The sequence below is a fragment of the Stenotrophomonas sp. HMWF023 genome, assembly GCF_003060985.1.
Lineage (GTDB): Bacteria > Pseudomonadota > Gammaproteobacteria > Xanthomonadales > Xanthomonadaceae > Stenotrophomonas > Stenotrophomonas lactitubi.
In genome coordinates this window covers 1-22,498 of record NZ_QAIJ01000337.1, presented here as the reverse complement: position 1 = coordinate 22,498, position 22,498 = coordinate 1, and the positions used below count along the sequence as shown (strand labels likewise).

The 22,498-nt window shown below is 66.5% G+C and carries 22 protein-coding genes and 1 pseudogene; 13 read left to right on the top strand and 10 right to left on the bottom strand.

Features of this window, described 5'->3' with window-relative positions; genetic code table 11:
- Window positions 1-4: 4 nt before the first annotated feature.
- The 6 genes from DBR20_RS20610 (at window position 5) to DBR20_RS20585 (ending at window position 7,132) form a co-directional block, all read left to right on the top strand.
- Entirely contained in the window at window positions 5-1,399 is a 1,395-nt protein-coding gene (locus tag DBR20_RS20610) for a glutamine synthetase family protein (RefSeq protein WP_089239973.1), read from the top strand.
- A 91-nt stretch (window positions 1,400-1,490) separates the two neighbouring features.
- Window positions 1,491-2,600 (top strand): polyamine ABC transporter substrate-binding protein, encoded by a 1,110-nt coding sequence (locus tag DBR20_RS20605; RefSeq protein ID WP_108268113.1) that lies wholly within the window; start codon window positions 1,491-1,493, stop codon window positions 2,598-2,600.
- A 200-nt stretch (window positions 2,601-2,800) separates the two neighbouring features.
- On the top strand, window positions 2,801-3,937 hold the full coding sequence (potA, locus tag DBR20_RS20600; RefSeq protein WP_108268111.1) for a polyamine ABC transporter ATP-binding protein: 1,137 nt from the start codon (window positions 2,801-2,803) through the stop codon (window positions 3,935-3,937).
- Entirely contained in the window at window positions 3,934-4,866 is a 933-nt protein-coding gene (locus tag DBR20_RS20595) for an ABC transporter permease subunit (protein WP_108268109.1), read from the top strand. The genes potA and DBR20_RS20595 overlap by 4 nt, the downstream gene beginning before the upstream one ends.
- Window positions 4,863-5,705 (top strand): ABC transporter permease subunit, encoded by an 843-nt coding sequence (locus tag DBR20_RS20590; protein WP_100464457.1) that lies wholly within the window; start codon window positions 4,863-4,865, stop codon window positions 5,703-5,705. The genes DBR20_RS20595 and DBR20_RS20590 overlap by 4 nt, the downstream gene beginning before the upstream one ends.
- Before the next feature lie 62 nt (window positions 5,706-5,767).
- Window positions 5,768-7,132, top strand: a complete 1,365-nt coding sequence (locus DBR20_RS20585; protein WP_108268107.1) for an NAD-dependent succinate-semialdehyde dehydrogenase — start codon at window positions 5,768-5,770, stop codon at window positions 7,130-7,132.
- A gap of 88 nt (window positions 7,133-7,220) precedes the next feature.
- On the opposite strand, the gene DBR20_RS20580 is transcribed toward DBR20_RS20585, so the two are convergent.
- From DBR20_RS20580 to DBR20_RS20545, 8 genes are all read right to left on the bottom strand, one after another.
- Window positions 7,221-8,255 carry a magnesium and cobalt transport protein CorA gene (locus tag DBR20_RS20580; RefSeq protein WP_089239983.1) on the bottom strand — a complete coding sequence of 345 codons (1,035 nt, stop codon included), beginning with the start codon at window positions 8,253-8,255 and terminating at the stop codon, window positions 7,221-7,223.
- 6 nt (window positions 8,256-8,261) lie between these two features.
- The gene (locus DBR20_RS20575; RefSeq protein WP_108268105.1) at window positions 8,262-9,503 is read right to left on the bottom strand and encodes a DUF4105 domain-containing protein; all 1,242 of its coding nucleotides are present in this window, start codon (window positions 9,501-9,503) and stop codon (window positions 8,262-8,264) included.
- Window positions 9,500-10,381, bottom strand: a complete 882-nt coding sequence (locus tag DBR20_RS20570; RefSeq protein ID WP_089239987.1) for a transporter associated domain-containing protein — start codon at window positions 10,379-10,381, stop codon at window positions 9,500-9,502. The genes DBR20_RS20575 and DBR20_RS20570 overlap by 4 nt, the downstream gene beginning before the upstream one ends.
- 64 nt (window positions 10,382-10,445) lie before the next feature.
- Window positions 10,446-11,000, bottom strand: a complete 555-nt coding sequence (locus DBR20_RS20565; protein WP_108268103.1) for a hypothetical protein — start codon at window positions 10,998-11,000, stop codon at window positions 10,446-10,448.
- A 109-nt stretch (window positions 11,001-11,109) separates the two neighbouring features.
- A complete protein-coding gene (locus DBR20_RS20560; protein WP_258223448.1) occupies window positions 11,110-11,688 on the bottom strand; it encodes a hypothetical protein in 579 nt (192 codons plus the stop codon).
- A 46-nt stretch (window positions 11,689-11,734) separates the two neighbouring features.
- Window positions 11,735-12,343, bottom strand: coding sequence for a hypothetical protein (locus tag DBR20_RS20555; RefSeq protein WP_108268101.1), 609 nt, complete (start codon window positions 12,341-12,343; stop codon window positions 11,735-11,737).
- Between the two features lie 47 nt (window positions 12,344-12,390).
- Window positions 12,391-12,876, bottom strand: a complete 486-nt coding sequence (gene ybeY / locus DBR20_RS20550; RefSeq protein ID WP_108268099.1) for an rRNA maturation RNase YbeY — start codon at window positions 12,874-12,876, stop codon at window positions 12,391-12,393.
- Entirely contained in the window at window positions 12,873-13,859 is a 987-nt protein-coding gene (locus DBR20_RS20545) for a PhoH family protein (protein ID WP_108268097.1), read from the bottom strand. Before DBR20_RS20545 ends, ybeY begins: the two co-directional genes overlap by 4 nt.
- 364 nt (window positions 13,860-14,223) lie before the next feature.
- On the opposite strand from DBR20_RS20545, the gene DBR20_RS20540 reads away from it, so the two are divergent.
- The 3 genes from DBR20_RS20540 to DBR20_RS20530 are packed head-to-tail and all read left to right on the top strand — an operon-like array spanning window position 14,224 to window position 17,233.
- Window positions 14,224-15,180 carry an HlyD family efflux transporter periplasmic adaptor subunit gene (locus DBR20_RS20540; RefSeq protein WP_108268095.1) on the top strand — a complete coding sequence of 319 codons (957 nt, stop codon included), beginning with the start codon at window positions 14,224-14,226 and terminating at the stop codon, window positions 15,178-15,180.
- A 20-nt stretch (window positions 15,181-15,200) separates the two neighbouring features.
- Window positions 15,201-16,124 (top strand): ABC transporter ATP-binding protein, encoded by a 924-nt coding sequence (locus DBR20_RS20535; RefSeq protein WP_108268093.1) that lies wholly within the window; start codon window positions 15,201-15,203, stop codon window positions 16,122-16,124.
- Window positions 16,121-17,233 carry an ABC transporter permease gene (locus DBR20_RS20530; RefSeq protein ID WP_108268091.1) on the top strand — a complete coding sequence of 371 codons (1,113 nt, stop codon included), beginning with the start codon at window positions 16,121-16,123 and terminating at the stop codon, window positions 17,231-17,233. Before DBR20_RS20535 ends, DBR20_RS20530 begins: the two co-directional genes overlap by 4 nt.
- Window positions 17,234-17,292: 59 nt before the next feature.
- On the opposite strand, the gene miaB is transcribed toward DBR20_RS20530, so the two are convergent.
- Window positions 17,293-18,711, bottom strand: a complete 1,419-nt coding sequence (gene miaB, locus DBR20_RS20525; RefSeq protein ID WP_108268089.1) for a tRNA (N6-isopentenyl adenosine(37)-C2)-methylthiotransferase MiaB — start codon at window positions 18,709-18,711, stop codon at window positions 17,293-17,295.
- Between the two features lie 169 nt (window positions 18,712-18,880).
- Window positions 18,881-19,501: a glutathione S-transferase family protein gene (locus tag DBR20_RS20520; protein ID WP_108268087.1), complete on the bottom strand. Its 621-nt coding sequence runs from the start codon at window positions 19,499-19,501 to the stop codon at window positions 18,881-18,883.
- An 80-nt stretch (window positions 19,502-19,581) separates the two neighbouring features.
- On the opposite strand from DBR20_RS20520, the gene DBR20_RS20515 reads away from it, so the two are divergent.
- The 4 genes and pseudogenes from DBR20_RS20515 to DBR20_RS20500 form a co-directional block, all read left to right on the top strand.
- On the top strand, window positions 19,582-20,550 hold the full coding sequence (locus DBR20_RS20515) for a WYL domain-containing protein (RefSeq protein ID WP_108268085.1): 969 nt from the start codon (window positions 19,582-19,584) through the stop codon (window positions 20,548-20,550).
- A gap of 46 nt (window positions 20,551-20,596) precedes the next feature.
- A complete protein-coding gene (locus tag DBR20_RS20510; RefSeq protein WP_108268083.1) occupies window positions 20,597-21,526 on the top strand; it encodes a lytic transglycosylase domain-containing protein in 930 nt (309 codons plus the stop codon).
- Window positions 21,527-21,721: 195 nt separating this feature from the next.
- Window positions 21,722-22,342, top strand: a complete 621-nt coding sequence (gene petA, locus DBR20_RS20505; protein WP_025875286.1) for a ubiquinol-cytochrome c reductase iron-sulfur subunit — start codon at window positions 21,722-21,724, stop codon at window positions 22,340-22,342.
- Window positions 22,342-22,498, top strand: a pseudogene (locus DBR20_RS20500) (cytochrome b); the annotation flags it as partial. The gene petA and the pseudogene DBR20_RS20500, both read left to right, overlap by 1 nt.

Sequence of the window (22,498 nt, the reverse complement as noted above, 5' to 3'; positions counted from 1 at the left end):
CCCCATGAGTTCGCGAACGCGCCCGCGCAAGACGGCTACGCCCACGCCACCGCAGGAAAGCAGCCTGCTGCGCTGGCTGAAGGAGCGGCGCATCACCGAGGTCGAATGCCTGGTTCCGGACATCACCGGCAACGCGCGCGGCAAGATCATCCCGGCCGACAAGTTCTCGCACGATTACGGTACGCGCCTGCCGGAGGGCATTTTCGCGACAACCGTCACCGGCGAATTCCCGGACGATTACTACGACCTGACCTCGCCGTCGGACTCGGACATGATCCTGCGCCCCGACCCGGACACTGTGCGCATGGTGCCATGGGCGACCGACCCGACCGCGCAGGTCATCCACGACTGCTACACCAAGAACGGTGAGCCGCATGAACTGGCGCCGCGCAACGTGCTGCGCCGGGTGCTGGATGCTTACACCGAGCTCGGCCTGCGACCGGTGGTCGCGCCTGAGCTGGAGTTCTTCCTGGTGCAGAAGAACACCGATCCGGATTTCCCGCTGCTGCCCCCCGCAGGCCGCTCGGGGCGCCCGGAAACGGCGCGGCAGTCGTACTCGATCGACGCGGTCAACGAGTTCGATCCGATCCTCGACCTGATGTACGACTACTGCGATGCGATGAAGCTGGACGTGGACACGCTGATCCACGAATCCGGCGCGGCGCAGCTGGAAGTCAACTTCACCCACGCCAACGCGATGGACCTGGCCGACCAGGTGTTCCTGTTCAAGCGCACCATGCGCGAGTCGGCGATGCGCCACGGGGTGTATGCCACCTTCCTGGCCAAGCCGATGGAGAACGAGCCGGGCAGTGCGATGCACATCCACCAGAGCCTGCTGCGCATCAGCGATGGCCAGAATGTGTTCACCGGCGAGCACGGCGGTGAGGATTTCAGCCCGCTGTTCGCCCACTACCTGGCCGGCCTGCAGAAGTATGTGCCGATGGCCATGGCGTTCTTCGCGCCGAACGTGAATTCCTACCGGCGCCTGGTGTTCGGCGAAGTCTCGCCGAGCAACGTGCACTGGGGCTTCGACAACCGCACCTGCGGCCTGCGGGTACCGCTGGATACGCCGGAGAACATGCGGGTGGAAAGCCGCTTTGCCGGCTCCGATGCCAACCCTTACCTGGCGATGGCCGCGACCCTGGCCTGTGGCCTGCTCGGCATCCGTGAGCGCCTCGCGCCGGACGCGCCGGTGACCGGCAGCGCCAAGGAGCTGGGCTACGACCTGCCGCGTTCGCTGGGTGAAGCACTGGACGGGCTGGAGCAGTGCAGCGAGCTGCAGGCATTGCTGGGCGAGCGTTTCTGCCGCGCCTACATCTCGGTCAAGCGCAAGGAATACGAGACCTTCTTCCGCGTGATCAGTTCGTGGGAACGCGAGTTCCTGCTGCTGAACGTGTGAAGGCCGCGAATAGAAAAATCCGTCGCCGGCGGGTAGGCTGGCACCCGTCGCCGGCCCGGCCGGCCCCCCTTTCCGCATTCTGGAGCACCCGATGAAGCTGCGTATCCTCACGCTCGGCCTGGCCTCCGCCATGCTTTCCGCCTGTGGCGGCGGCAACGGCGGCGGACAGGACAGCCAGGTCCTGAACGTCTACAACTACAGCGACTACATCGCCGAAGACACCATCCCGAACTTCGAAAAGCAGAGCGGGATCAAGGTCACCTACGATGTGTTCGACAGTGACGAGATGGTCGAGACCAAGCTGCTGGCCGGCAACAGCGGCTACGACGTGGTGGTGCCGACGCTGAACTTCTTCGGCCGGCAGATCCAGGCCGGTGTGTTCCTGCCGCTGGACAAGTCGAAGATCCCGAACCTGGCCAACCTCGACCCGGCGGTGATGAAGCGCATCGCCACCCAGGATCCGGGCAACCAGTACGGCGTGCCGTACATGATCGGCACCACCGGCATCGGCTACAACGTGGACATGCTGAAGGAGCGTTTCGGTGGCAGCGCCGACATCGCCAACAGCTGGGACCTGGTGTTCAAGCCGGAAAACATCAGCAAGATGAAGGACTGCGGCGTGACCATCCTGGACACGCCGGCGGACATGATTCCGATCGCGCTGCACTACCTGGGCCTGGACCCGCACAGCGGCGATCCGGCCGACCTGCAGAAGGCGGCGGACCTGCTGAAGTCGATCCGCCCGTACGTGCAGAACTTCCACTCCTCGCAGTACGTCGGCTCGCTGGCCAACGGCGGTACCTGCCTGGTGGTGGGCTGGTCGGGTGACATCATCCAGGCCCGCGACCGTGCGGCCGAAGCCAGCAATGGCGTGCACGTGGCCTATTCGATCCCCAAGGAAGGCGCGCCGCAGTGGTTCGACATGCTGGCCATCCCGAAGGATGCCAAGCATCCGGAAGCGGCCTACGCGTTCATCAACTACCTGCTGGAACCGAAGGTGGCCGCGGCCAACACCAACTTCATCCACTACGGCAACCCGGTCCCGACCGCGACCCCGCTGGTGGACGAGGCGATCCGCACCGACCCGACCATCTATCCGCCGGCTGACGTGGCCGAGAAGATGTTCACCTATTCGATCAACACGCCGGAGACCGACAAGCTCTACACCCGGCTGTGGACCGAGGTGAAGACCGGCCGCTAGGCCGTTCGGCCGCCGCCGGGCCCACGCCCGGCGGAACCGGCTCCCCAGGCAGCGCCGGGCCATGCTCGGCGAGCGCAGCGGTTTCCCCCAGGCACGCGCGCTGGGTCCGGCAGCCCCGGTCGCCAGCCGCCGTCATATCCCCATCGGCCCCCGGCCGTTAGAATGGCGGCCGCTGTCCACCGCCCGCTCCCGGAGCCCCCATGCCCGTTGAAGCCCAGCCGGAAGCCGCCGTCGTCGAAGCGACCGGTGTGCCCGGCTATCTCTCCATTCGTGATCTGCGCAAGGAATTCGATGGCTTCGTCGCCGTCGATGACGTCAACCTGGACGTCCGCAAGGGCGAGATATTCGCCCTGCTGGGCGGCTCGGGCAGCGGCAAATCGACCCTGCTCCGCTGCCTCGGCGGCTTCGAGACGCCCACCAAGGGCACCATCACCGTCGATGGCCAGCGGATGGATGCGCTGCCGCCGTACCAGCGGCCGGTCAACATGATGTTCCAGTCCTACGCCCTGTTCCCGCACATGACCGTCGAGCAGAACATCGCATTCGGCTTGAAGCAGGATGGACTGGGCCGCGAGGCCATCGGCAAGCGGGTGGGCGAGATGCTTGACCTGGTGCAGATGGGCCACCTGGGCAAGCGCAAGCCGCACCAGTTGTCCGGCGGCCAGCAGCAGCGCGTGGCGCTGGCGCGGTCGCTGGCCAAGGGGCCCAAGCTGTTGCTGCTGGACGAACCGATGGGCGCGCTGGACAAGAAGCTGCGCTCGCAGATGCAGCTGGAGCTGGTCAGCATCATCGAATCCTCGGGCGTGACCTGCGTGATGGTCACCCACGACCAGGAAGAGGCGATGACCATGGCCACCCGCATCGCGGTGATGGACGCCGGCTGGATCCAGCAGGTCGGCAAGCCCGACGAGGTCTACGAGCAGCCGGCCAACCGCTTCGTCGCCGAGTTCATCGGTTCGGTGAACCTGTTCGACGGGGTGATCGACGAGGACCTGCCCGAATACGTGACCGTGCGCTCGCCGCTGTTCCCGGCGCCGGTCTACATCGCCCATGGCATCACCTGCTATGAAGGGCAGCCGGTCGCGTTCGCGCTGCGCCCGGAGAAGGTGATGATCGGCAAGGACGAGCCGGAAGGGCACACCAACAAGGCGCAGGGTGTGATCGAGGACATTGCCTACTTCGGCAGCCATTCGGTCTACCACGTGCGCCTGCCCAGTGGTGCCAAGGTGCTGGCCAACTTCGCCAACTCGCAGCGCTGGGCCAGCGATGGCCTGACCTGGGGCGACGAGGTGTGGGTGCACTGGCGTGACAACGACGGCGTGGTGCTGACCTCATGAGCGTCGCCGGCCTGAAGCGCTGGCTGCCGGGCACGCGTGCCACGGTCATCGGCATTCCGTACCTGTGGCTGCTGCTGTTCTTCGCCGTGCCGTTCCTGATCGTGCTGATGATCAGTTTCTCGCACAGCCGGGTCGGCTCGCCGCCGTATACCTGGCTGCTGCAGTACGTCGATGGTGGGCTCTCGCTGAAGCTCAACCTCGAGAACTACCTGGCGCTGTTCCGCGATTCTATCTATGCCCAGGCGTTCCTGAGCTCGATCAAGATCGCCGCGATCTCGACCTTCCTCACGTTGTTGATCGGCTACCCGATGGCCTATGCCATCGCCCGCCTGTCGCCAGCCGCGCGCAACGTGGCGATGATGCTGGTGGTGCTGCCGTCGTGGACCTCGTTCCTGATCCGCGTCTATGCATGGAAGGCGATCCTGGACCGCAACGGCCTGCTCGACCAGTTCCTGCAGTACACCGGCCTGCAGACGTTGATGACCAACATGGGCCTGCCCAAACTGCAGCTGATCGATACCCCGACCGCAGCCTACATCGGCATCGTGTACTGCTATCTGCCGTTCATGGTGCTGCCGCTGTACGCCAACCTGGTCAAGCATGACCACCGTCTGCTGGAAGCGGCTTACGACCTCGGTGCCAAGCCGTGGCAGGCGTTCCTGCGCATCACCCTGCCGCTGTCCAAGGCCGGCATCATCGCCGGCTGCATGCTGGTGATGATTCCGGCGATCGGCGAATTCGTGATCCCGGAAATGCTCGGTGGCTCGGAAACGCTGATGGTCGGTCGCCAGCTGTGGAACGAGTTCTTCAACAACCGCAACTGGCCGGGTGCCTCGGCGATGGCGGTAGCGATGATCCTGCTGCTGCTGGTGCCGATCCTGCTGTTCAATCGATCCCAGCAGCGTCTGCTGGAAGGGAAGCAGGCATGAGCCCACGTTCTGCCAAGGGCCTGGGGCTGGGCGTGCTGCTGCTCGGCTTCGCCTTCCTGTACCTGCCGATCCTGCTGTTGATGTTCTATTCGTTCAACAGTTCGCGGTTGGCCATGGTCTGGGCCGGGTTCTCCACCCGCGCCTACAGCGACCTGTTTGCCGACCGCGCGCTGATGGATGCGATGTGGACCAGCCTGGTGGTCGCGTTCTGGACCGCCTGTACCGCCACCGTGCTCGGCACGCTGGCGGCGATGGTGATGACCCGCTTCAAGCGCTTCCGCGGCAAGCCGTTCTTCGGTGCGCTGGTAACCGCGCCGCTGGTGATGCCGGACGTGATCCTCGGCTTCTCGTTGATGGCCCTGCTGGCCTCGATGGGCGCTATTCCGGGCTTCCCGGCGCGCGGCCTGGCCACCATCTGGATCGCCCACGTCACCTTCACCCTGTGCTTCGTCACCGTAGTGGTGTCCTCGCGCCTGCAGGAGATGGACCTGTCGCTGGAAGAAGCGGCGATGGACCTCGGCGCGAGCCGGCTGACCGTGTTCGGCCGCATCACCTTGCCGATCATCGCGCCGGCGCTGGTGGCCGGTTGGCTGCTCGCCTTCACCCTGTCGCTGGACGACGTGGTGGTGGCCAGCTTCGTTGCCACGCCGGGCTCGACCACGCTGCCGATGAAGGTGTTCGCCTCGGTGCGCATGGGCATCAGCCCGAAGATCAATGCGCTGGCCACGCTGCTCGTGTCGGCGGTGTCGATTGCTGCGGTGATCGGCTGGTACATCAATGCGCGTGCCGAGAAGCGACGCCAGCGCGACCTGCAGCTGGCACGCCAGGACAACGGCTGAGCGGCAACATCCGGCTCACGGCGGCAGGCGCACAATGGGGGTCTACCTGATGGAGACCCCCAATGACCGTCGAGATCATCAACCCGGCCACCGGCCAGGTGACCTACCGCCATGAGCTGATGGACGCCGCTGCCATCGAGAAGCGCCTGCAGGCGGCGGCCGATGCATTCCCGCGCTGGGCCGAGCGCTCTCTGCAGGAACGTGGGGCGATCCTCAAGCAGATCGCTGGCCAGCTGCGTGCGCGCCGCGACGACCTGCAGCAGGCCATGACCAGCGAAATGGGCAAGCTGAAGGCCGAAGCTCTGGCCGAGGTGGAAAAGTGCGCGAGCACCTGTGAGTTCTATGCCGACCACGCAGCCGACTACCTGAAGCCGCAACTGATCGATACCGAGGCGCAGCGCAGCTACGTGCGCTATGAGCCGATCGGCTGCGTGTTCGCGGTGATGCCGTGGAATTTCCCGATCTGGCAGGTGTTCCGCTTCCTTGCTCCGGCGTTCATGGCCGGCAACGTGGCGCTGCTCAAGCACGCCAGCAACGTGCCGCAGTGCGCGGACCTGATCCTGGCGGTATGCCGCGATGGCGGCCTGCCTGACGGCGTGTTCGACGTGCTGCACATCGACAACGACCAGGCCGCCGAGGTGCTGCGCGATGCACGGGTGAAAGCCGTGACCCTGACCGGCAGCGAGCGGGCAGGGCGCTCGATTGCGTCCAACGCTGGCAGCCAGTTGAAGAAGTCGGTGATGGAGCTGGGCGGCAGCGACGCCTTCGTGGTGCTCGATGATGCCGACCTGGACAAGGCAGTTGCCGCTGCGGTGAAGTCGCGCTTCGACAACAGTGGCCAGACCTGCATTGCCGCCAAGCGGTTCATCGTGGTCGAAGCGGTGGCCGATGAATTCACCCGGCGCTTCGTCGAAGCCGCAGGCGAGCGCCAGTACGGCGATCCGAACGAGCGCGGCACCACGCTGGCGCCGATGGCCCGTGCCGACCTGCGCGACGAACTGCACAAGCAGGTGCAGGCCAGCGTTGCCAAAGGCGCACGCGTGTTGATCGGCGGCGAACCGGTTGCTGGCAGCCACGCCGGCTATCCGGCCAGCGTGCTCGACCAGGTGGGGCCAGGCATGCCCGCCTACGACGAAGAACTGTTCGGGCCGGTCGCCGCCGTCATCCGGGTCAAGGATGAGGCCGAGGCACTGCGCGTGGCCAACGACACCCGCTTCGGTCTCGGCGGCAGCGTGTGGACGCGTGACCCGGTGCGCGGTGAGTCCTTCGCCCAGCGCATGGAATGCGGCGCGGCGTTCGTCAACGCCATCGTCAAGAGCGACGCGCGGTTGCCGTTCGGTGGCAGCAAGGAATCAGGTTTCGGCCGCGAACTGGCCGACCATGGCATCCATGAGTTCATGAACATCAAGACCATCTACGTGGCTTGATGCACCTGCCTGTGTAGAGCCGAGCCCATGCTCGGCTGCTCTTTGCCGGGAACAGCCGAGCGTGGGCTCGGCTCTACAAAAAAGCGGGTTACAACCACTTCACCCGCTTGAACAGCCGGTACAGGCCGACGCAGATGCCACCGACGCCGACGATCATCAACGGGTAGGCCCACGGCTGGTTCAGTTCCGGCATGTGGCTGAAATTCATGCCATACCAGCTGGTGATCAACGTCGGCGCGGCCAGCAGCGCGGCCCATGCACCCAGCCGTTTCACCGTCTCGCCCTGGGCCAGCGTCACCAGTGACAGGTTCACGCTCAAGGCGGTGCCCAGCATCTCGCGCAGGGTGTCGATCACATCGCTGATGCGTACCGCATGGTCGTGCACGTCGCGGATATACAGCTTCACTTCGTCCGGGAACAGTTCGCCCTGGTAGCGGCGCAGCTGCGCCAGTACATCCTGCAATGGCGCCACCGCCATCCGCATCTTGTTCAACTCGCGCTTGAGCTCATACAGGCGCACCACGGTGCTGCGCTTGTAGCTGTCGGCGAAGATGTCCTTCTCCAGCAGTTCCAGGGTGTCGCGGAAGCGGTTGGTGATGGGCAGGTAGTTGTCCACCACGAAGTCGGCCACGGCGTACAGGCAGTACGACGGCCCCATCTTCAGCAGTTGTGGTTCGCGCTCGACGCGTGCGCGCACCGGTGCGTACGACAGCGAGGCGCCATGGCGCACGGTCACCAGGAACCGTGGGCCGAGGAAGGCATGGGTTTCGCCGTACTGGATGCGCTCGTCAACCATCTGCGCGGTGGTCACCACCACGAACAAGGAATTGCCGTAGGCCTCCACCTTGGGGCGCTGGTGCGCGTTGCGCGCATCCTCGACCGCCAGGTCGTGCAGGCAGAATTCTTCCTGCAGCTTCAGCAGTACATCTTCGTTCGGATCGTACAGGCCAACCCAGACGAAACCGTTGTTGCTGGCGATGACATCGCTGATGGCATCCAGGCTGATGTCGTGGCGTTTGCCGTCGTCATCGTAGTGGACGCAGTTGATGACGCAGGTGGGATTGGCTGCGGCGGATGCGGCAGCAGGGGCGGGCAATGAGGCGGGCAATGACATGCCCGCCATCGTGCGTCAGTGCTGCGTTTCCGACAAGTGAGGACGGCGCCCCAGCACCCAGGCCAGCGCTGCGTGGACCGGCAGCAGCAGCACGATCCATTGCACGTTGTACTGCGCCTGCAGGCTCAGCCAATGCAGCACCAGGGCGGCCACGGCCTGTACCGCCACCAGCCACAGCACGATCCTGAACATGCGGCCGGGCACGCGCCGCCGCAGCAGGCTGATCGCCCCCGGCAGCAACAGCAGGCACAGCGGCGAGAGCAGCAGCAGGTTGCGGTTGGCCCAGGCGGCGTAGTGCGTGCTGAAGCCCCACAGGAACACCAGCAGGCCACCGGCGATCGTGCACAGCAGCCACAGCGGCAAGGCCAGGCCGGCCAGCAGGCGAGGACGGTTGCGCAGCGCCAGCACGCCCGCCGCAATCACCAGGCCACACAGCAGCCACGGCCACCAGCGGCGCGCGAACTCCTTCGGCTCGGGGTCGATGCGGTGCGGCAGCAGTTCCTGCTCGGACTGCACCAGCGGGCGGCCGTCGCTGTTGCGGGCTTGCCGCAGGGCATCGGCCAGGCGCATCGGCACGAAGGCTTCCTGCCAGCGCGACAGCGGCTGGTCGGCAAACGGGCCCAGGCCGATATCGAAGCCCAGCCACATCCACGGGGCCGGCGACGCCAGGCGAACCGACTCGCTGCGATAGGTGTTGCCGCGTGAGCGGCCCGACAGCTGTGAATGCAACCCGCCGCCCAGTGCCTTGTCCAGCGTGTCGCGCACCATCGTCGCGCAGTTGGCGGTGTAGTAATCGTAGTGGTAGCGCGCGTTTTCCGGCTTGGCCCGTTCGGCCAGGTCGGCGGCCAGCGAGCGTGCCTGCTCAGGGGTGATATCCAGCCACTGTACGCTGGCACCGCGGCCGGTCTCGTCGTAGTACGACAGGTCCTGCTGCAGTGGCAGGGCCACCAGGTAATACATCATGTCGCCACGTACGAAGCGGCCGATGAAATCCTGTTCGGACGGATCGAAGTAGCCGAAGTTGTACGAGATCGCCTCGCCGCTCACCGGGTCCAGCACGACGATGGCATCGTGGCCGAAGCGCTCGAAGAACACGGTGCCCGGCTGCATGGTGACCACGCCGACACGCGGGGCAGGGGCATCGGTGGTCGTCGAAACGGTCGGCGCCGCTGCCTGCGCGAACGCAGCCAGTGGCAGGGCAGTGGCCAGCAGGCACAACGCCAGCCACAGGGTCAGGACCAGGCCACGGTGTTTCAAGCGTCGTCCTGCGCGTCCGGTGCCAGCACCGTTACATGGAAAGCCTGGACCCGGCGCGCATCGGCGCGGGCCACACGGAACATGAAGCGATCCAACGCCAGTTCATCGCCGACTTCCGGCAGATGGCCGACGGCTTCGGTCACCAGGCCGCCGATGGTGTCGTAGTCCTCATCGGAGAAGGTGGCACCGAAGCGCTCATTGAAATCGCCGATCGGCGTGAGCGCATCCACCACGTACTGGCCATCGGCCTGGATGGCGATCTGCGCCGAGAAATCCTCGGCCTCGTCGTGTTCGTCGTCGATGTCGCCGACGATCTGCTCCAGCACGTCTTCGATGGTGACCAGGCCGGCGACACCGCCGTACTCGTCCACCACGATCGCCATGTGGTTGCGCGACAGGCGGAACTCCTTCAACAGCACGTTGAGCTTCTTCGCTTCCGGAATCAGCACCGCCGGGCGCAGCAGTTCACGTACGTTGCCCGGACCATTGTCGGCAACCACGCCGCGCAGCAGGTCCTTGGCCAGCAGCACGCCGAGGATGTCGTCCTTGTTCTCGCCATGCACCGGGAAGCGCGAATGGCCGGACTCGACCACCTGCTTCATCAGCTCCAGGAAGGGCGCCTCCACCGGCAGCGAGACCATCTGCGAACGCGAGATCATCACGTCGCCCACGGTCAGCTCGGCTACCGAAATGGCACCTTCCATCATCTTCAGGGTATCGGCGGCGATCAACCCTTCTTCCTGCGCGGTGTGCAGGACAGCGACCAGCTCGTCGCGGGTGTGGGGTTCGCCGGAAAAAGCGGACGTCAGGCGTTCAAGCCAGCCGCGCTTCTTTTCACTGTGCTCCACGGAGGAGCTACTACTGTCGTCTTCTGACATCTCTGGAAAAAAGGCACCCGGCAGGCCGGGCGATGGCTCCAGTCTAGCAGGATGTGGGGGCCTGTCAGTGACCCTCGCCAGCCGGGGCGGCGGCGGCCGGGCTCTCGTCCTCGGCCGGCAGGTCCAGGCTGTAGGTGCAGCCGGCCAGGGTCTTGCCCGGGTGGGTGGCGACGGTGGATACGCTGAGGATGATCGACTCGATCTGCGCCTCGCCGGTCTTCGGATCGGTCACATCGCGACTGACCAGCTCGCGCCCAGCCATGAACTTGCCGTCCTGGTCGTAGCCGGTCTCCAGCGCCAGCTGCCTGGCCAGCGGCCGCGGGTCGGCCTGGTCGAGCACGGCCATGATGCTGGCGCCGGCCACTGCCACGCGCTCGGTCTGCCGGCCGAACACGGTGATCGGGCCGGCCAGCCGGTACTCGCTCATGAACTGGTTGCCCTGCGGCAGCGGCTGCAGGCCGTGGGCCACGGCCTTCAGCGGATCGGTCAGCAGGGGTGCCAGTGCGGCATGCTCGGCCACGCCCTGGCGGCACTCGATCAGCGCTGGCAGGTCCAGTGGTGCGGCGGAAGCGGCTGGGGCGACGACCAGCAGCATGGGCAGGAAACGCAGCGGTGACATCGCGACAACATCCGATCGGCGGCGGCAAGGCTGTGCATGGTAACGGCGCCGGTTGCGGCCCGCGACCCATCGCGACCCGGGGCGGTCAGCGCCCGGTTGCGGCCGGCAGCTATTCGAACCTGACCGGGAAGCCGAGCCGGGCTTCCAGGTGTGCAGCCACCACCGATGCCGCCGCGCGGTCTGGGGCATCGTCGTCGAGCTGCACGTACATCTCGCCGGTCCGCACGTCCAGGCCGTAGCCCGTCATGTACGGCAGCTGGGCCCGCAACCAGTCTCGCTGGGCCCGCATGCGTCGCCGCATCTCCGCCTCGGTCAGCGCGGCGCCGGTGCGGAAGTGCACGTACTGCGGGCCGTCAGCGCCGCCATGTACTTCATCTGCCACCGGTGCATCACCGGTCAATCGCACCACGATGTGCCAGCCCGGATCGTTTTTCACCCAGGCACCCGCCAGCCGAGCCGCGTGCCGGGCTTGCAGACGCTCGATCAGCGCCCGTTGCTGGGCGGTGGCGACAGCCTGGCGGGTGTCCTGTTCGCTGCTGCCGAAGAACGCCCGCAGCTCGGCGATCTTTGCGGCAATGTCGGCCTCACTGTCGCTGGCGGGGAACGGCGAGGGCTGGTCAGGATCGGACATCAGGCCTGCCCCGGACTGCAGCAGCGCGGCAAGCAACAGTGCGGGCATCAATGACATTGGCGCTCCCGGGGCGGTATCACCCGTTCCGTTGCAAAGGGCGGTCTCAGCCCTGCGATGTCCGGTGCAGCAGCGCCCGCACACGTCGTACCGAACGGTTGGCCACGGCACGCAACGCCATCACCGGCAGGGCGAGCATCGCCGAGAGGAGGGCTATGTGGACCAGTTGCAGCACGGCGCGGACCGCAAGCGGCAGTGCACCCGGTTCCAGCAGCCAGGGCGGCAGGTCTGGACTGGCGTGGTGGGCAGCGCCCATATACACGGCAGCGAGCACGAACAGCGCGCACAGCTGCGCGCGCGTTGCATGGAAGAACGGCAGGCTGCCGCTTGCGCGGCCCAGGCGCTGCTGCAGGACCACGCGCCAGCTTACCGGTGCGGAGAACGCGCCGATCACGATCAGCACCATCGAGGTCATCCACAGCGTCGAGGTGCTGCTCACCGGCCCATGGCCACCCAGCAGATGCGGCCCGACCATGCCCACGGCTACGCCTGCCAGCAGGCTGGTCGGGGACAGCAGGGCCAGCGTGCGCAGCAGCCAGTGCCGGCCATCGGGATGGCGGGTGCTGACGCGGTGCACCACGTTGGCGGCCACGACCAGCAGCAGGGAGAAGATCGCACTTCCGGCCAGCAGTGGCCCCATGTCGCCCATCATCATCCATGTCTCCGGGGAGGTTGCAGGCGCAGAATAGCGCCGTGCGAGGCTCAGCGCTCGCCGGCGTAGGGATCGTCGATGCCGAGCTCGGCCAGGATCTCGCGTTCCAGCTGTTCCATCGCCTCGGCTTCCTTGTCGTCCTCGTGGTCCCAGCCGAGCAGGTGCAGCACGCCGTGCACGGTCAGGTGCGCGTAGTGGGCATTGAGCGCCTTGCCCTGCTCGTCGGCTTCACGCGCCACCACCGGCGCGCAGATCACCAGGTCGCCCAGCAGTGGGAACTTGATGCCCTTGGGCAGGCCTTCCGGCACGTCGGCCGGGAAGCTCAGCACGTTGGTGGCGTAATCCTTGCCCCGGTAATGCCGGTTCAGGGATTGGCCTTCCTTGCTGTCGACCAAGCGGATGGCGAGGTCGGCCTCGCGGATGCGGCCCTTCAGCGCGGCCGCAACCCACTTGCGGAAGCTGACGGCCGAGGGCAGGCCGGCACGCGGCAGGGCATAGCTGACGGCGACATCCAGTCGCACGGGACCACGGGTCATGGAGTCGCTCCAGGTTGGATCTGATGCAGGTCGCGGCGGTCGTAGGCGCTGACGATGCGTGCCACCAGCGGGTGGCGGACCACATCGCGGGCGTCGAAGAAGGTGAAGCTCACGCCCTCGACATCGCGCAGTACGTCGATCGCATCGCGCAGGCCGGACTTCACGTGCTTGGGCAGATCGGTCTGGGTCAGATCACCGGTGACCACGGCGGTGGAGCCGAAGCCGAGGCGGGTCAGGAACATCTTCATCTGTTCGATGGTGGTGTTCTGCGCTTCGTCCAGGATCACGAACGCATCGTTGAGCGTGCGACCGCGCATGTAGGCCAGCGGCGCGATCTCGATGACGTTCTTTTCCAGCAGCTTGAGCACTTTTTCCACGCCCAGCATTTCATACAGGGCGTCGTACAGCGGTCGCAGGTACGGGTCGACCTTCTGGCTCAGGTCGCCGGGCAGGAATCCCAGCTTCTCGCCTGCCTCGACCGCCGGACGCACCAGGATCAGGCGCTGCACCCGCGATTCGTTCAGTGCTTCCACCGCGCTGGCCACGGCCAGGAAGGTCTTGCCGGTACCGGCCGGACCGATGCCGAAGTTGATGTCGTGGCTGACGATCTGGTGCAGGTAGCGGCTCTGGTTGGAACCACGCCCGCGCACGGTTCCGCGCTTGACCTTGATCGCCACGTCCTGCGCTTCGTAGGAGCGGTCGGCGATCTGTTCGATGTTCGCCGCGTTCAGGCGCAGGTGGATGCCGTGGCTGTCGAAGGTGGTCTCGGCGGCTTCTTCATACAGCGCCTCGATCAGCTTCTGTGCCTCAGCGCTGGCCTCGGCCGGCCCGCTGATGCGGAACACGAAGCCGCGATTGGCGATTTCCACGCCAAGCTTCAATTCGATCTGGCGAAGGTGTCCGTCGAACGGGCCGCACAGGTTGGCCAGCTGCGCGTTGTCTTCCGGCGACAGGGTGAAGTCTCGATGCTCGATGCTTTTCATTGCTTGGGGTGGGGCGGGGTCGCCGTCCACCGCGATGGAGTCAGGGACGACAAGGGTAACGCGCAAGGCGGCAGGACGACAGTTCTCCACACCGGGTGTGGACCGGCGCCGAAGAAACCTGTGGATAGTCCTTCGCAGCGCTTGTGCCACAAGGAAGATGATGCCGTGGTGAAAATTGTGCCAGTGCCTGCAGGGTTCTCCACATGCGGTGTGGACGGTGTTGCCGCGAACCTGTGGATAGGTGGCAGCGAGCCTTGCGGCAGTGGCGTTGCCGGCGGGTGATCAATTATTGACCAGCCCTGTTCTGGATCATTGCGGGTGCACAGGGAGCATGGCACCGTGGCGCCATCGGAGGAGGTGGCGCATGGCCGTGGGCACGTGGATGCGCAGGATGGGGCTGCTGGGCAGCTGCCTGCTGGCGGGCTGCGGCGAAGCACCGCCGGCGGCACTGGGTACGCTTGAATGGGACAGGATCAGCGTGCCCGCACCGGCGGCGGAAGTGATCAGCGCCGTTGACGTGCGCGAAGGGCAGGCGGTCAAGGCCGGCGCGCTGCTGATGCGCCTGGACCCTGCCCGTGGCGCCGCCCAGTTCGACGCCGCACAGGCCGAAACCGCCCGTGTGCAGGCACAGCTTGAAGAACTGCAGGTGGGCCCGCGTCCGGAGCAGATCGCCCAGGCGCAGGCACAGCTTACGGCGCTGCGCGCGCAGGCGGCGGAAGCCACCGCGTACTACCGCCGGGTGCAACCGCTGGCCCGTCAGCGGCTGGTCGCTGCTGCCGACCTGGACCGGGCCCGCGCGGCAGCCGACAACGCCGTGGCCAGCGTGCGCGCTGCCGAACAGGCGTGGCTGGAGCTGCAGCGCGGCAACCGTCGTGAGGACATTGCCCAGGGCCAGGCCGCCTCGCGGGCAACGCAGGCACAGGAGGTAGTGCAGGCCGTCAACCTGCAGAAGCTGCAGTTACGCGCGCCGCGCGACGGCGTGGTCGATGCGTTGCCCTACCGGCAGGGCGACCAGGCACCGATCGGTGCGCCGTTGGTGGTGATGCTGGTGGGCGAACGCCCGTATGCGCGCGTGTACCTGCCGCAGCCAGTGCGCCTGCAGGTGAAGGTGGGGCAGGCGGCGCAGGTGCAGTTGGACGGCGCGAACACCATATTGAAGGGGCATGTGCGGTCGATCCGCAGCGAACCTTCCTTTACGCCGTATTACGCGTTGACCGGTGATGACGTCTCGCGGCTGAGCTACCTGGCCGAGATCGAGCTGGACGACAGTGCCGACATGCAGGCGCTGCCCGCCGGGCTGCCGGTGCAGGTGCGCTTCTGAATCCCGTCGATGACATCGCCGTGCGCGCGCAGGGCCTGAGCCGTCGTTTCGGCGATCTGCTGGCGGTGGACAACGTCGATCTGCAGGTGCCGCGCGGGCAGGTATACGGCTTCCTTGGCCCGAACGGCTCGGGCAAGTCGACCACCATCCGCATGCTGTGCGGGCTGCTTGAACCGAGCGCGGGCGAGATCGAAGTGCTGGGCCTGGCGATCCCGGCGCAGGCCGAAGCGCTGCGCCGCCGCATCGGCTACATGACCCAGCGCTTTTCGTTGTACGAAGACCTGTCGGTGCGGGAGAACCTGGAATTCCTTGCCGCCATCCAGGATCTGCCGCGCGCGCAGGCGCGGCAGCGGGTCGATGCGCTGTTGCTGCAGTACCGTCTACAGGACCGTCAGGTGCAGTTGGCAGGCACCCTCAGCGGCGGGCAGAAGCAGCGGCTGGCGCTGGCCGGTGCGGTGATCCATGCGCCGGAACTACTGTTCCTGGATGAGCCGACCAGTGCGGTCGATCCTGAGTCGCGTCGCGATTTCTGGGAGGCGCTGTTCGAGCTCGCCGATGCCGGCACTACGGTGCTGGTGTCCACCCACTACATGGACGAGGCCGAACGCTGCCACCGGCTGGCGATCCTCGATCGCGGTGCCCTGGTGGCCGATGGCACCCCGGCCGAGCTGTGCGCGCAGCTGCAGGGCCGTACCCTGAAGGTCACCGCCTCGCAGCCCCGGCAGGCCAGCCGCGCGCTGGCGGCGTTGCCGGGTGTGCTCAGCGTGGCCCAGATCGGCACCGAACTGCGCGTGCTGTGCAGCGAGGGTGCGGCCGATACCACCGTGTTGGCGCAGGCGCTTGCCGCCGCCGATCCGCAGGCCAGCATCGAACCGGTGGCGCCCAACCTGGAAGACGTATTCGTTGCCGCCACCCGTGGCCGTGGTCGGGAACCGGCCGCATGAGCGTGCGACGGCTATGGGCGATCATGCTCAAGGAGCTGCGGCAGCTGCGCCGTGACCGCATCACCCTGGCGATGATCGTCGGCATCCCGGTGATGCAGCTGCTGCTGTTCGGCTATGCGATCAACCTCAACCTGCGGCATCTGGATGCCGGTATCGCCGATCAGGCCAATAGTGCGGCGTCGCGCGCGCTGGTGCAGGACATGGTCGCCACCGGCGTGATCACGCCGCACGCGCAGGCCTATACGCCCGATCAACTGATGGAGGCGCTGCAACGGGGTCGGATCAGCGTGGGCATCGTGATTCCCTCCGATTTCGAGCGACGCCGCTACGAAGGCCGCGAAGCGGTGCAGGTGCTGGTCGACGGCAGCGACACGGTGGTGCAGAGTGCGGCGATCCAGCTGGCGCAGGTGCCGCTGGACACGCGCCCGACCAGCAACACACGGCCGCTGCGCGAAGGCAGCATCGCCAGCGGGCAGGTGAGCGTCATCAGCTTCTACAACCCGCAACGGCGCTCAGCAGTGAACATCGTGCCTGGCCTGATCGGGGTAATCCTGACCATGACCCTGGTGATGTTCACCGCAGTGGCGGTGGTACGCGAACGCGAACGCGGCAACATGGAACTGCTGATCGCCACGCCGGTATCGCGCAGCGAACTGATGGTCGGCAAGGTGTTGCCCTATGCGGCGATCGGTCTGCTGCAGACCACGCTGGTACTGCTGCTGGGAACCTGGCTGTTCGAGGTCCCGATCCGCGGCAGCCTGGTTGATGTCTACCTGGCCGCGGTGCTGCTGGTGCTGGCCAACCTGGCGCTGGGCCTGTTGATTTCAACGCGCGCGCGGTCGCAGTTCCAGGCCATGCAGATGACCCTGTTCCTGTTCCTGCCGTCGATCCTGCTGTCGGGTTTCATGTTCCCGTTCGCCGGCATGCCCAGGCCGGTGCAGTGGCTGGCTGAAGTGCTGCCGCTCACCCATTTCCTGCGCCTGGTGCGCGGCATCATGCTGCGCGGGGCCTCGCTGTGGGAGCTGTGGCCGGACGCACTGGCACTGCTGGTGTTCATCGTGGCGATGATGACCCTGGCCATCCTGCGCTTCCGCAAACGCCTGGATTGAAGCATGCCGACCAACGGTCGGCATCCACACGGTAGGTGCCGACCGTTGGTCGGCACACCTTATTCCGCCACCACGCGACCACGCAGCGAATTGGTCAACGCTTCAGTGATCACCACGTCCACGAACTGGCCGATCAGGCGCGGGTGCGCCGGGAAGTTCACCGAACGCATGTTCTCGGTCTTGCCGGTCAGTTCGTTCGGGTTCTTGCGTGAAGGTCCTTCCACCAGCACGGTCTGTACGCTGCCGACCATCTTTTCGGAGATGCTTGCAGCGTGCGCGTTGATGCGTTCCTGCAGGCGCGACAGGCGAGCATGTTTTTCCGCATCGCTGATCGTGTCTTCCAGGTCCGCTGCCGGGGTGCCCGGGCGACGCGAATAGATGAAGGAGAAGCTGTGATCGAAGCCGATGTCCTCGATCAGTTTCATGGTCTTCTCGAAATCCGCATCGGTCTCGCCGGGAAAACCGACGATGAAGTCCGAACTGATCGAGATGTCCGGGCGGACCGCGCGCAGCTTGCGGATCTTCGACTTGAATTCCAGTGCGGTGTAACCGCGCTTCATCGCTGATAGCACGCGGTCGCTGCCAGCCTGCACCGGCAGGTGCAGGAAGTTGGCCAGCTGCGGCACGTCTCGGAACGCATCGATCAGCGAATCGCTGAACTCCAGCGGGTGCGAGGTGGTGAAGCGGATGCGGCCAACGCCATCGATCTCGGCAATGGTACGGATCAACAGGCCGAGGTCGGCGAATTCGCCGTCGCCATACGGCCCGCGGTAGGCGTTGACGTTCTGGCCGAGCAGGTTGATCTCGCGCACGCCCTGCGAAGCAAGCTGTGCCACTTCCACCACCACGTCCTCGAACGGGCGGCTGACTTCGGTACCGCGCGTGTAGGGCACCACGCAGAACGAGCAGTACTTGGAGCAGCCTTCCATGATCGACACGAACGCCGACGCGCCATCGGCACGTGGTTCGGGCATGCGATCGAACTTCTCGATCTCCGGGAAGCTGATGTCCACCTGCGGGCGCTGCTGTTCGCGACGGGCGCGGATCAGCTCCGGCAGGCGATGCAGCGTCTGCGGGCCGAACACCAGGTCGACGAACGGCGCACGCTTGATGATCGCCTCGCCTTCCTGCGAGGCCACGCAACCGCCAACGCCGATGATGACCTCGCGGCCCTGGTTCTTCAGGCTCTTCCAGATGCCCAGCTGGCTGAATACCTTCTCCTGCGCCTTTTCGCGGATCGAGCAGGTGTTGACCAGGATGACGTCGGCGTCCTCCGGACGATCGGTCAGTTCCAGGCCATCGCTGGCGGCCAGCACGTCGGCCATCTTGGCCGAGTCGTACTCGTTCATCTGGCAACCGTGGGTCTTGATGTACAGCTTGCCTTTCACCTGGTCGGGCTTGCGCGGACCAGAGGGCAGGGCAACGAGCGGGGTGTCGCCCTGGGTGGCGGGCGGAAAGACGTCTGGCGTCCCGGTCATGGCGCTTAATCCATTCGGGTGGCGGGAAAGGGGGCGATTCTACCCGCATCCCGTACCGCCCGCCTTGCGCAACGCCAACGGTGCCGCGCTGCGCGCTCGCGGGGCATGGCCCCGCGCTACCCGCCTCCCGCCCCGTTCGGTAGCGCCGGGCCGTGCCCGGCGGGTGCCCTTACGCCGCGATCAGCTCCGCATCGATCTGCCGCGAACGATCAAACGCGGTCATCGCGCTCATCCGCTCGATGTAGGCGGCCGTCGCCGGTGCGGGCTGTACCAGGCCGAACGCACTGGTCCATGCCAGCGCATTGCCCCACAGCACGTCGGCCGCACTCAGCACCTCGCCCAGCAGGTACGGCCCCTGCGCCAGCTGTGCTTCGATCACCTGCAGCACCGTGTCGGCGTCGTTGTAGGGCGACATCGCATGCGGCGGCGGCTCGCGGCGCATCGCCCGGTCGATCATCGCCGGCTCGAAGCAGGCGCCATAGAAGGCCATCCAGCGCAGATAGGGGCCGCGCAGGGCGTCGCCGATCGGCGGCGCCAGCCCGGCTTCCGGGTACAGGTCGGCCAGGTACAGGTAGATCGCCACCTGCTCGGTCACCAGGGCGCCGTTGTGCACGATGGCCGGCACCTTGCCCATCGGATTGATCGCCAGGTAGGCCGGGGCCAGGTTGGCGCCAGCCTTCAGGTCCAGCACCTGCATGCGGTAGTCGGCGCCCAGTGCTTCAAGCAGGGCCACCGCGCCGCTCGAGCGTGAACGGGCGGCGTGGTAGAGGGTGATCTGGCGTGACGTCATGGCATTGCTCCTTGCAGGTGGTGGTGAAGTGGGGCCCATGCTGAGGCACAATTGCGGACGACTTCTGTCCGCGATCCGTCATGCGCCATACCGCCCATCGCCTGCTTCGCCTGATCTCGCTGCTGCAGGCCCGCCGCCACTGGTCCGGTGCCGAGCTGGCCGAGCGCATGGGCGTGGACCGGCGCAGCATCCGCCGCGATGTCGAACGCCTGCGCGAGCTGGGATATCCGGTGCAGGCCTCGGCCGGCGTAGGCGGGGGCTACCGGTTGGGCGCGGGCGCGCCGGTGCTGCCGATGCTGCTGGACGAGGAAGAGGCCACCACTCTGGCGATTGCCCTGCGCGCGGCGTCGGCCACGGTCTCCGGCATCGACGACACCGCACGGGGCCTGCTGTCCAAGCTCGACCCGCTGGTGCCGGCGCGTCGCCGCCAGCAGGCCGGCGAAGTGCATGCCGCCACCGCGACCCTGTCCGACCTGCCATCCACCGACGCGCGCCTGCTCGGGCGGCTGGCCCAGCACTGCCGGCAGGCCGCGCGGCTGGCCTTCGAATACCGCAGCGCGCAGGACGCGGTGACGCAACGGGAAGTCGAGGCCCAGCACCTGGTCAACTACGGGCGGCGCTGGTATCTGCTGGCCTGGGATCTGGGCCGGCAGGACTGGCGCACACTGCGCGTGGACCGGATGGGGGCGGTGCGGCTTCTGCCCGAGCCTGGCCTGCACCGGCGAACCCCGGCGCCGCCCGATGTGATGGTGCGGCAGGCGGTCAGCCAGGCGCCGTTCGCGCTGCAGGCCGTCCTGCGCCTGGCCGGCAGCGAAGCGGAGCTGGCTGGGCGCATTCCGCCCTGGTGCGGCGTACTCGAGGCCGATGGGCCAGACCATTGCCTGTTGCGGATGGGCGCGGAAAGCCGCGGCATGATGCTGGCGCAGATCCTCAGCCTGGATCGCCTGCCGGTGGCGCTGTGGACCACGCCGGCCGAGCTGCGCGAGGAGCTGTCCCAGCGTCTGACCGGGCTCAGCCAGCTCCTGGCCGTGCCCACCGTCACGGTCTGAGCCGGCGCCCTTGGCAAGCCGCAGCGAAGCTGGGACACTCGCGGCCATGAAGGGGAGACTGGGGATAACGGCGATCATCATCGCTGCGCTGACCGCTGCGCCGGCCAGCGCCGGCACCCTGTACAAGTGTCTTGGCGCCGATGGGGTCACCAGCTATGTCAGCAAGCGGGTGGCCGGTGCCCAATGCAGCGCCATCAGCTACACCCGCAGCGCGGGCAGGGCGGTGCGTGCTCCGGTCGCCACCTCGGTGCCTGCGCCGGTACCAGCGCCTGCTGCAGTGGTGGCCAGTGCCGAGCGCAATCCGGTCGCGGTTGCCGCCAGCGCTGCCCGTCCCGCTGTCGCACCGACTCCGGTACCCGCAGCAGCGTACACGCCGGCCGGTCCACGCGGCGGCAAGATGGTCAGCGGACAGGTCTATTCGTACATGCAGGACGGGGTGCGCCACTACACCAGCGCACGCCCGACCCAGGTCGCCAATCTCGGCCCGGTGCGGACCATCCGCTACAGCTTCATGGAGCGCTGCTACGCCTGCGGAGTCAATCCGCGCGTCGATTTCGGCAGCGTGCGCCTGAACACCACGGCCTTCCAGAGCGAGATCACCTCGGCCGCACGCGAATTCGGGGTGGAAGAAGCCGTGGTACGCGCGATCATCCACGCCGAATCAGCCTACAACCCGACCGCGCTCAGCCGTGCCGGTGCGCAGGGCCTGATGCAGCTGATGCCGCCCACCGCCGCACGCTTCGGCGTCAGCGATTCCTACGACGCCGGGCAGAACATCCGTGGCGGCGTGCAGTACCTGGCGTGGTTGTTGAAGCGCTTCAAAGGTGATCTGACCCTGGCCGCGGCCGGTTACAACGCCGGCGAAGGCGCTGTCGATCGCCATGGCGGCGTGCCACCCTACAGCGAGACCCAGTATTACGTGCGAAGGGTAGGGCAACTGGCCGAGCGTTACCGCACCGCCCTGACCCATCAGTAGGTGCCGACCGTTGGCCGGCACACCTTCAAGCGGGTAGGTGCCGACTGTCAGTCGGCACACCTTGAAAAGAGTTGTTGCAATGCGTTGTGTGGCGCGCGACGGTTCCGCTACACTCGACCGAGATTCAATGCGGCTCTGGCCCCCACCGGAACCGCTGGCAGCCTTAAAGCTACCTAATCAATATCGGAGTGCCGGATGGCCAACGATGGGGTACACGATCCAGTCAACACCGGACGTCGGCGTTTTCTTACTGCCACCACAGCCGTGGTGGGCGCCGTCGGCGTCGGATTCACCGCAGTTCCTTTCATCAAATCCTGGAACCCCAGTGCCCGCGCCAAGCTTGCCGGCGCACCGGTGGTGGCCGACATCAGCGCCCTGCAGGAAGGCCAACGCCTGATCGTGGAATGGCGTGGCCAGCCGATCTGGATCGTCAAACGGTCCAAGGCGATCCTCGATGCGCTGCATGGGCTGGATGGCCGTCTGAAGGACCCCGAGTCCGGCGAGAAGGACCAGCAGCCGGAGTACGTGCTCAAGCAGAACCCGGAGCTGCGCTCGATCAAGCCCGAGATCTCGGTGCTGGTCGGTCTCTGCACGCACCTGGGCTGCTCACCGGAAATGGTGGGTGAAATCCGCCCCGAGCCCTACGACCCACAGTGGAAGGGCGGCTATTTCTGCCCCTGCCACAAGTCGCGCTTCGACATGTCCGGCCGCGTCTTCAAGGACGTGCCCGCACCCATCAACCTGAAGGTGCCCGCGCACCACTACCAGGACGACAACACCATCATCATCGGTGTCGATCCGCAGGGGGCTGCCTGATGTCCAACATCCTCAGCCGTACCGCCACCGGCGTGGCCGACTGGGTCAATGCCCGCGCGCCGGGGTTGATGCCGATCTACCGCAAGCATGTCAGCGAGTACTACGCGCCGAAGAACTTCAACATCTGGTACTACTTCGGCTCGCTGGCGCTGCTGG

Bases quoted from the DNA above. Each gene is read 5' to 3' on its own strand.
- DBR20_RS20540 (WP_108268095.1), top strand. From the start codon at position 14,224: ATGGCCGTGGGCACGTGGATGCGCAGGATGGGGCTGCTGGGCAGCTGC.
- DBR20_RS20520 (WP_108268087.1), bottom strand. From the start codon at position 19,501: ATGACGTCACGCCAGATCACCCTCTACCACGCCGCCCGTTCACGCTCG.
- DBR20_RS20585 (WP_108268107.1), top strand. From the start codon at position 5,768: ATGACCGTCGAGATCATCAACCCGGCCACCGGCCAGGTGACCTACCGC.
- DBR20_RS20560 (WP_258223448.1), bottom strand. From the start codon at position 11,688: ATGTCATTGATGCCCGCACTGTTGCTTGCCGCGCTGCTGCAGTCCGGG.
- petA (WP_025875286.1), top strand. From the start codon at position 21,722: ATGGCCAACGATGGGGTACACGATCCAGTCAACACCGGACGTCGGCGT.
- DBR20_RS20610 (WP_089239973.1), top strand. From the start codon at position 5: ATGAGTTCGCGAACGCGCCCGCGCAAGACGGCTACGCCCACGCCACCG.
- DBR20_RS20570 (WP_089239987.1), bottom strand. From the start codon at position 10,381: ATGTCAGAAGACGACAGTAGTAGCTCCTCCGTGGAGCACAGTGAAAAG.
- DBR20_RS20515 (WP_108268085.1), top strand. From the start codon at position 19,582: ATGCGCCATACCGCCCATCGCCTGCTTCGCCTGATCTCGCTGCTGCAG.
- DBR20_RS20605 (WP_108268113.1), top strand. From the start codon at position 1,491: ATGAAGCTGCGTATCCTCACGCTCGGCCTGGCCTCCGCCATGCTTTCC.
- DBR20_RS20555 (WP_108268101.1), bottom strand. From the start codon at position 12,343: ATGATGATGGGCGACATGGGGCCACTGCTGGCCGGAAGTGCGATCTTC.
- DBR20_RS20545 (WP_108268097.1), bottom strand. From the start codon at position 13,859: ATGAAAAGCATCGAGCATCGAGACTTCACCCTGTCGCCGGAAGACAAC.
- DBR20_RS20565 (WP_108268103.1), bottom strand. From the start codon at position 11,000: ATGTCACCGCTGCGTTTCCTGCCCATGCTGCTGGTCGTCGCCCCAGCC.
- miaB (WP_108268089.1), bottom strand. From the start codon at position 18,711: ATGACCGGGACGCCAGACGTCTTTCCGCCCGCCACCCAGGGCGACACC.
- DBR20_RS20590 (WP_100464457.1), top strand. From the start codon at position 4,863: ATGAGCCCACGTTCTGCCAAGGGCCTGGGGCTGGGCGTGCTGCTGCTC.
- DBR20_RS20530 (WP_108268091.1), top strand. From the start codon at position 16,121: ATGAGCGTGCGACGGCTATGGGCGATCATGCTCAAGGAGCTGCGGCAG.
- DBR20_RS20595 (WP_108268109.1), top strand. From the start codon at position 3,934: ATGAGCGTCGCCGGCCTGAAGCGCTGGCTGCCGGGCACGCGTGCCACG.
- potA (WP_108268111.1), top strand. From the start codon at position 2,801: ATGCCCGTTGAAGCCCAGCCGGAAGCCGCCGTCGTCGAAGCGACCGGT.
- DBR20_RS20510 (WP_108268083.1), top strand. From the start codon at position 20,597: ATGAAGGGGAGACTGGGGATAACGGCGATCATCATCGCTGCGCTGACC.
- DBR20_RS20580 (WP_089239983.1), bottom strand. From the start codon at position 8,255: ATGGCGGGCATGTCATTGCCCGCCTCATTGCCCGCCCCTGCTGCCGCA.
- ybeY (WP_108268099.1), bottom strand. From the start codon at position 12,876: ATGACCCGTGGTCCCGTGCGACTGGATGTCGCCGTCAGCTATGCCCTG.